Below are 7,257 nucleotides of genomic sequence, written 5' to 3' on the forward strand. Positions count from 1 at the left end.
TGAGCTGGTGATGGGTATTGCAGAGGAGGATCAGATTGTTGGCTCGGTTGCGCTCAGCCAACGTGAGCAGGGCGTCACCGCGTGGACCGCGCTCGCTCTCGCCAACGATGTGCGCCAGTTCACCGAGGACCGCGACAGTCCCCGGGGTGGCGCCATCCACGGCAAGTACGGCTATGCACTCCGGAAATGCACATCGGTTCCCAGACTTCTGAAGTACGATGCGCTGCTCGCGCGGCGGGACGGCCAAGATCGCTCCTTGCTACTGTTGGCTCGTTACCACTGAAACCACCACTGACACGACACGCGTCCGAAGGGTTCACTCGTGGGTGCCATTCATCACCACTGCACGAACATCGGCATGACGACGTGGACGTAGTTGTCGAGGCCGAGGGGGCGGATGACGCCTGGCTGTGATGGACCCTGCGTTTCCAGCGCGACCTTGCCGTCGGAAATGACGTTGAGCACGTCCTGCAGGTACTTGCTGTTAAAGGCGATCTTGCTGCTCTCGCCTTCCACCGCGGCGTCGATCTCGCCCTGGTTGTCGCCGATCTCCTCGGCGCGCGCGGAGATCTGCAGCCGGCCCGGCGACAGCTCCTCGCCCGGATGCACCTGCAGGCGCACAATGCCGCTGCCGTCGCGCGCGAAGATCGCCGCGATCTTTGTCTCGCGCAGGAACTCGCGCGCATCGACGGTCACGCGCGTGTTGTGCGCCTTGGGAATCAACTGGCCGTAGTTCGGGAACGGCCCTTGCTTGAGCTGCGCCACCATCTCCGCTTCCACGTCCTTGTTCACCACGCGGAACATGACGCTGCTGCGGTTGGCGTTGACCATCATCTCCACCGGCGACTCTTCGTCCGTGAGCAGCCGCGCCAGCTCGTTGAGGGCGCGGGCCGGCACGATGATCTCCAGCTTCTCCGGCGCCGGCTCGCTCAGCGCCAGGTGGAAGACCGCCAGGCGGAAGCCGTCCGCCGCGGCCAGCGTCAACTGCTCGTCTTCAACCTGGAATTGCACGCCGGTGAGCACGGGCCGCGAATCGTCCGTCGCGGCGGCGAAGGCGACATGGCCGATCGCCTGCTTGAGCGCCTGGCGGTCGATGCGCAGTGCCAGCTCGCTCTGCACGGCGGGAATCGGCGGAAAATCGTCGGCGTCCATGCTGCCGATCGTCGCCTCGTTGCGGGCGCAGGTCAGCCGCATCGTGCGCGAGCGCGCCGGCAACGTGAGCGCGATCTGGTCCTGCGGCAGGGAGTTGACGAAGTCCTGGAAGAGGCGCGCCGGCACGGTGGTCGTGCCCTCCTCTTCGATGCGCGCCCCCACCCAGCAGCTCAGCGCGATCTCCAGGTCCGTGGCCGCGAGCTTCAGCCGCCCGCCATCGGTGGTGACCAGCACATTCTGCGTGATCGGCAGGGTGGAGCGCGAGGCGACGGCCGGCCGCACCACGGCCAGACCGCGCGCCAGATTCTCTTGCAGGCAGGAGACTTTCATCTGATTACCCACTAACGCCGTTCAGCAATATCGGCGCGTTTGTGCGAGTATAGCGCACATAGCGCGACCCGTCTAGACCATCTATGCCCGCGGCGCCGTCATCTGCGCCGCTCGTCGTAATCACGCGACCGGCCGGCGGAACAGCCGCGCGGATCGCCTATGATACGCAGGGGCGTGGCCGCCGCGAGCGGCCCGCGGCACGAATTGGGGAGTCGTCGGTGAAGCTGCCGTTCCCGCTGCAGCCAAGCGAGCAGGTTGTCTTGGTCACGCGCCGGCACTGGGTCTTTTTTGTGCCCCGCTTCATCGCGTACGCGCTGGGGGCGCTGGTGCCGATCGGCGTGCTGCTCGTGGTGTTGCGCGTCACCGACAACCTGCATGGCAAGACGGCGCTCGTCGCCGGGCTCATCTGCCTGCTCTGGCTGCTGTTCTGGCTCGCGCGGCTGGCGTTGCTCAAGTACCGCTACGATCGCGACCTCTGGGTGATCACCAATCAGCGCGTCGTCGATCTGGTCGCCACCAGCCCCTTCAACTTCCACATGTCCACGGCGGCGTTGGTGGACCTGGAGGACGTCTCCACCAGCATCGACGGCGTCCTCCAGTCGACCTTCAACTACGGCAACCTCGAGTGCCAGACGGCCGGAGAGATGCGCCACTTCAGCTTCCGCGGCGTGCCCGACCCGCGCCGTATCGCCGCCGTGCTGGAGCACGAGTCGCTGGTCGCGAAGGGCCGGATGCCTCCGGCCTCGCAGGATGCTCCGACAGAACGCCAGCGCTGAGCGCGGCCCCGCTCGCTCAGCCGGCCGGCTCGAACTTGACCAGCGTGATTTCCTCGCTCACGTCGTCGTAGACCACGCGCACGGGCATGCCCACGCGGATCGCCTCGTTGGCGATGCCGACAAGATTGCTGTAGAGGCGCGGGCCTTCCTCGAGCTCGACGGCGGCCACGTTGTAGGGCACGTCAGCTTTGAACGCCTGGTCGTAGACCTGGTGCATGATCACAAAGCTGTAGACGCTGCCGCGCCCGCTCACCGGCGTCCACTCGCTCGCCTCGCTCAGGCAGTTCGGGCAGAACGTCGTCGGCGGGAAGCGGAAGCGACCGCAGGACGCGCAGCGCTGCAGCGCCAGCCGGTGCGCCTTCGCCGAGTCCCAATACGGCCGCGTCTCCTCCGTCACATGTGGCAGCGGCTTCGCATACCTCACCACACCAACGCCTCCATCGACTCAACCTTCCCCTCTCCAGTATCTGGAGAGGGGGCCAGGGGGTGAGGCCACGCCCTCACAGTTCCAGCCGCGTGCCCACGCTGTTCTGCACATAGGCGTCGGGCAGCGCCGAGGCGAGCGCGTGCGCTGCCCGCCAGCCCGTACAGTGCGCCGGCACCACCACCTTCGGCTCCATCCAGGCCAGCGCGGAAACCGTCGGTGCAATCGTCGGCTCCCACACGCGGCCGCCGAGGTGGAAGCCGCCGATCACCGCGTAGATCGGCTCGATGCCGGTCAGCTTGCGGGCATAGCGCACGATGTTGACGATGCCGGCGTGGCCGCAGCCTGAGAGCACCATCAGCCCCTTGTCACGCACGTGCAGGATCAGCGCCTGGTCGTCCAGCGTCAGCGTGTCGGGCTGCCAGGCGCCCTGCTTATACGCCTGCTGCATCGGCATGCCGATCTCGAAGTCGGTGGTACGATCGACCTCGCCGGTGATCAGCACGGAGCCGTCGAACAGGAACGAGGGCCGCCGATCCTCCACGATCTCGAAGCCGGCGCCCAGCAGCGCCGACTTGCTCGTCGTGGGCAGCTCGACGGGCTCACGGCCCTCGATCACCGTGCGGCGGCGGCTCCAGAACTCGGGGTGCAGCACCAGTGGCAGGCCGGAGCGGCCCAGCTCGCGGCGCAGGCCGTCCAGCCCCATCGTGTGGTCGAAGTGGCCGTGGCTGAGCACCACCGTCTCCACGTCCCTGGCCGAGAGTTGCAGCCGGCGCATGTTCTCGATCATGCCGTCGGGCGAGACGCCGGTATCGAAGAGCAGGGTGTGCCGCCGGCCCGCCCATTCGACCGTCAGCAGGGCGGAGAAGCCGTGTTCGGCCCGCACCATGTCGGGGGCGAAGCCGTTTTCGGTCAAGGGATTGGCCACGCGCGGTCCGCCGGGGCCGCGCGGTGCCGGCCGCTTCGCCGGCCCCTGGTCCGGCGTCAGCATGTCGAAGCTGTTGTCGACCAGCGTCGTGATCTGGACCGCGTCCACCGCCGCGAGCTGGATCGGAGCCATCGGCGTGTCCTTTGCAGTGTGCTGCGGTTGCCGTCGTGTTCAAGGTCAGGCCGAGGGCCGGCCCGCGGCTTCCGCTTCGAGCCGGCGGAAGCGGGTGAGCGCCGGCGCCGCCGAGAGCACGCCAAGCAGGGCCGCGACCACCAGCACGATCGCGGAGACGGCGCCGTTCGGCTTGAAGACCATCAGGACGATGACGCCGATCGGCAGCGTCGTCATCGTCTGCCCGGCCACCCAGAGCGCCGGATCGTGCACCGCCAGGCGGGCGGTGAGTGTTGGCGAGCCATCGGCAAGGCCATCGACCTTGCGCCGCGCCGCCAGCAACCGCCCGCGTAGCAGCAGCGGGCCGAGCGCGATCGTCACGAGCAGGCCGAGGATCGCGGCGTTGATCCAGCCGTAGCGCCAGTTCCAGCGGTCGGAGACCAAGTAGGCCGCGGGGAAGAAGGCGAGCGCCCCGAACAGCAGCACCAGCCGCTCGGAGACAACGGCGAGGCGCAGCCACTCGCGCAACGCCTGCACGCTCTGCGCCCGCCGCGCCCCCCCGAGCGCTTCGACCAGCAGACCGAGCTGCACGAACAGCGCCACGATCGCGACGATGTGCAGAAACAGCGCGAAGTTGTAGCCGTTCAGCGGGCCGCTCCGCCGGCGAGCCTGCCCGGCCCGCCGCTCTCCGCAGAATAGCAGGCAGGCTGCCTGCGCTCCATGCCGTGGCCCCGCGGGACACCTCGCAGGTTTCGCCTGCGAAACCAGGGAGAGGCGGCGCGAGCGCTCACTCCCGCTGCGGGCGCGGAATCGTGGCCAGCAGCTGCTCGCGGAACTGCGGATGGGCGATGGCGGCGAGGGCGCGGGCGCGCGCGTGTACGGCTTTGCCGCGCAGGTCGGCGACGCCGTATTCGGTGACCACGTAATCGAGCATCATGCGCGGCGAGGTGACGGCGGCGCCGGCGGCCAGGGTGGCGACGATGCGCGAGGCCGAGCCGCGAGCCGCGGTCGAGGGCAGGGCGATGATCGAGCGCCCGCCACGGGCGTGCATCGCCGCCTCCATGTAGTCGAACTGCCCGCCGATGCCGCTGATCTGCCGGCCAGCCACCCACTCGGCGTTCACCTGGCCTGAGAGATCGACCTCCACCGCCGAGTTGATCGCGACGAAGTTGTCGAGCCGGCACACGGTGCTCAGCCGGTGCGAGTGTGTGGCCGAGACGATGGCGAAGCGCGGATTGTTGTCGACGTACTCGTAGAGCGCGTCGGTGCCCATCACCTCGCCGCCGACTACGCGCAGGCGGTCGATCGTCTTGTGGGCGCCGGTTACCACGCCGCGCTCGATCAGCGGGATCATGCCGTCGCAGACCAGGCCGGAGTGAATGCCGAGGTCTTCATGGTCGCCCAGCGCTTCGAGGATCGCCTGCGGAATCGCGCCGATGCCGATCTGAAAAGTGGCGCCGTTCGGCACAAGGGCGGCGACGTGCCGCGCGATCGTGCGCTCCAGCTCGCCCACTCGTGGGGGCTCGTAGGGAAGCAGCGACCGGTCGACTTCGATCGCGTAGTCGATCTCCGAGACGTGCACGCGGTTGCCGCGGGTGCGCGGCGCGCGGCGGTTGATCTCGGCGATTACCAGCGGCGTTGCGCCCACGAGGTCCAGGCAGGCTGAGACGGAGGCGCCGAGCGTGCAATAGCCGCGCCGATCGGGCGGCGAAACCTGGATCAGTACGGCGTCCACGGGCAGCGGACCGTCCGGGGCGAAGGTCGACGGCATCTGTGAGTAGCGCAGGGGAAGGAAGTCGGCGCGGCCGTCGCGCACGAGTTGCTCGGTCTCGCTCGTGACGTGGGTGGTGACGAGGCGGAAGGGACGCGGCACGTGGTCAAGGAAGTCGACGTGCCGCATGACCAGCCCGGTGTACAGTTCGAGATCGTGGAAATCGCCCGCGGCCTCTCCCAGCGCGTCGCAGAGCGCCGTGGGCAGGCCGCAGCCAGGCGCGACCAGCACGCGCCCGCGGCGCGGCAGCCGCCGCACGGCGCGCTCCGGACTCGCGATCTGCACGGATGTCCCTCCTCATCGTGAGCGCGCTGTAACCACCCCGGCCCGCCGCCCGTCCGAACATTAGCATTACCGCACCGGCGGCCATTCGGGCCAGAGGCCGCCAATTGGGCGTTGCAGCGGAGATGCGGCAGGGCAGAGGGCGCGATGCAGCAGCCGCATCGGGCGCGTCTCTACGAGGAATACCACGCTGCAGACCGACGTTTTCGAGGGCACGCCCTTCTGGAACCGGATCACGGCCCTCGTGCTGCTGAACTCAGCCCTGCTCGTGGCGCGCAACGCGCTGCCGCCGGGGCATGAGGCCGACTGGATGCGCGCGGGCGTGGGGTTACTGGGGCTGGCGGCGGTGCCGCTCTGGGGCCACACGGCGCTGCGGGCGCACTACCCGCTCGCCTTCTGGATCGCCGTGCTGCGCGGCATCGAGCACCGGCTGAGCATACAAGGCGACGCCCCCTATCACACCTACGACGCCTTCATCGGGGCGGGCGAGGCGTGCCTGCCGGGCGGAACGACGATGCGCCTGCCCCGGCTGGCCCGCGTCAACGTCAACGATTCGACCTCGCTTGCGCTCACCGTGGTCTTCGCCGCGATCTGGATCCTTTCGATCGCACGTATGGGCTGAGATCGGGCTGGCTGACTCGCCTCAGTCGGTTCCTTCGCTGAACTGGTCGGAGAAGCCGTAAGCCTGCATCTGCTCGTAGAACTCCTGCGTCTCGTGGCCCATAAGCACCAGGTCGTGCGGGGCGCCGGCGCGGTCGCGCACGTGGTTGCGCAGCAGCCCCTCCACGCGGAAGCCAAGCTTCTGGAAAACGGCGATCGCCGCCTTCTGCTCGATCGTCATCTCGGCCACGATCTTGCCAATGCCGCGCTCGATCGCCAGCAGGAACACCTCGCTCGTCAGCCGCGTGCCGAGCCCGCCCAGCCGCGCGTTCTGATCGACGACGACGCGCACCTCGCCCACGTGCTCGCTCCACGGCACGCTGTTGGTGTGCAGGCTCGCCTCGCCTACTAGCTTGTTGCCCTGCAAGGCGAAGACGGTGACCACCTGGCCGCGCCGCACGCGCTCCGCCCACTGGTCGATCACCGCCCGCTGCGTCACGTCGCGGCGCAGGAAGAGCAGATCTTCGGCCGGGATGCGGCAGAAGAACTCGTGCAAAAGCCCCGCGTCCTCGGGCGTCATCAACCGCAGCGTCACCGACTGGCCGCCGCGCAGCTCGACCTCTTTGGGGTAGCCGCCGGATGCGATCGCGTCCGGCTTCGGCGCAGCGCCGTCGGCGTTCGTTGTGGTCATCGCTTGCCTCCTCGGGCCGCCGCGCTCGCCGCGGCGGCCTGCGAGCGTTCGCCCAGCCAGCTCGCGACTTTGGGCCAGAGCGTCTGCACCGCCTTGCGGCCCGCCGCCAGGCCGACATGGCCGCCCGGCATCACCACCAGCTCCTTGTCGCTGCTGCCGACGAGCTCGGTCTGCACACGCGTGGCCGGCAAC

Annotated in this window: 10 protein-coding genes; 3 read left to right on the forward strand and 7 right to left on the reverse strand. The window is 68.7% G+C overall.

All coding sequences use genetic code 11. From position 1 onward, the window contains the following. Positions 1 to 283, forward strand: a 283-nt coding sequence (locus VKV26_10750) for a hypothetical protein (protein ID HLZ70373.1), incomplete at its 5' end; no start/stop codon positions are given. Between the two features lie 53 nt (positions 284 to 336). On the opposite strand, the gene dnaN is transcribed toward VKV26_10750, so the two are convergent. After that, positions 337 to 1,482, reverse strand: coding sequence for a DNA polymerase III subunit beta (gene dnaN / locus VKV26_10755; protein HLZ70374.1), 1,146 nt, complete (start codon positions 1,480 to 1,482; stop codon positions 337 to 339). A 218-nt stretch (positions 1,483 to 1,700) separates the two neighbouring features. Between dnaN and VKV26_10760 the strand changes: the two genes are divergently transcribed. Further along, complete coding sequence (locus VKV26_10760) at positions 1,701 to 2,258, forward strand: hypothetical protein (GenBank protein HLZ70375.1); 558 nt, start codon at positions 1,701 to 1,703, stop codon at positions 2,256 to 2,258. Positions 2,259 to 2,274: 16 nt separating this feature from the next. On the opposite strand, the gene VKV26_10765 is transcribed toward VKV26_10760, so the two are convergent. The 4 genes from VKV26_10765 to VKV26_10780 all read right to left on the reverse strand — a co-directional run bounded on the left by VKV26_10765 (position 2,275) and on the right by VKV26_10780 (position 5,777). Continuing rightward, on the reverse strand, positions 2,275 to 2,685 hold the full coding sequence (locus VKV26_10765; protein HLZ70376.1) for a Zn-ribbon domain-containing OB-fold protein: 411 nt from the start codon (positions 2,683 to 2,685) through the stop codon (positions 2,275 to 2,277). 73 nt (positions 2,686 to 2,758) lie between these two features. Further along, the gene (locus tag VKV26_10770) at positions 2,759 to 3,742 is read right to left on the reverse strand and encodes an MBL fold metallo-hydrolase (GenBank protein ID HLZ70377.1); all 984 of its coding nucleotides are present in this window, start codon (positions 3,740 to 3,742) and stop codon (positions 2,759 to 2,761) included. Between the two features lie 45 nt (positions 3,743 to 3,787). Further along, positions 3,788 to 4,324: a hypothetical protein gene (locus tag VKV26_10775; protein ID HLZ70378.1), complete on the reverse strand. Its 537-nt coding sequence runs from the start codon at positions 4,322 to 4,324 to the stop codon at positions 3,788 to 3,790. A gap of 184 nt (positions 4,325 to 4,508) precedes the next feature. Beyond that, positions 4,509 to 5,777 carry an acetyl-CoA hydrolase/transferase C-terminal domain-containing protein gene (locus tag VKV26_10780; GenBank protein HLZ70379.1) on the reverse strand — a complete coding sequence of 423 codons (1,269 nt, stop codon included), beginning with the start codon at positions 5,775 to 5,777 and terminating at the stop codon, positions 4,509 to 4,511. A 241-nt stretch (positions 5,778 to 6,018) separates the two neighbouring features. Here VKV26_10780 and VKV26_10785 point away from each other — a divergent pair, with 241 nt between their 5' ends. After that, positions 6,019 to 6,396 carry a hypothetical protein gene (locus tag VKV26_10785; GenBank protein ID HLZ70380.1) on the forward strand — a complete coding sequence of 126 codons (378 nt, stop codon included), beginning with the start codon at positions 6,019 to 6,021 and terminating at the stop codon, positions 6,394 to 6,396. 21 nt (positions 6,397 to 6,417) lie between these two features. Here the strand turns inward: VKV26_10785 and VKV26_10790 are convergent, their stop codons facing one another. Both VKV26_10790 and VKV26_10795 read right to left on the reverse strand, forming a co-directional pair. Next, entirely contained in the window at positions 6,418 to 7,065 is a 648-nt protein-coding gene (locus VKV26_10790) for a GNAT family protein (GenBank protein HLZ70381.1), read from the reverse strand. Continuing rightward, positions 7,062 to 7,257: hypothetical protein (locus VKV26_10795; protein ID HLZ70382.1), on the reverse strand; the 196-nt coding region annotated here is incomplete at its 5' end. The genes VKV26_10790 and VKV26_10795, both read right to left, overlap by 4 nt.

Source organism: Dehalococcoidia bacterium (genome assembly GCA_035310145.1).
GTDB lineage: Bacteria > Chloroflexota > Dehalococcoidia > CAUJGQ01 > CAUJGQ01 > CALFMN01.

Coding starts and splice junctions, on each gene's coding strand:
- dnaN (HLZ70374.1), bottom strand. CDS start 1,482: ATGAAAGTCTCCTGCCTGCAAGAGAATCTGGCGCGCGGTCTGGCCGTG.
- VKV26_10770 (HLZ70377.1), bottom strand. CDS start 3,742: ATGGCTCCGATCCAGCTCGCGGCGGTGGACGCGGTCCAGATCACGACG.
- VKV26_10790 (HLZ70381.1), bottom strand. CDS start 7,065: ATGACCACAACGAACGCCGACGGCGCTGCGCCGAAGCCGGACGCGATC.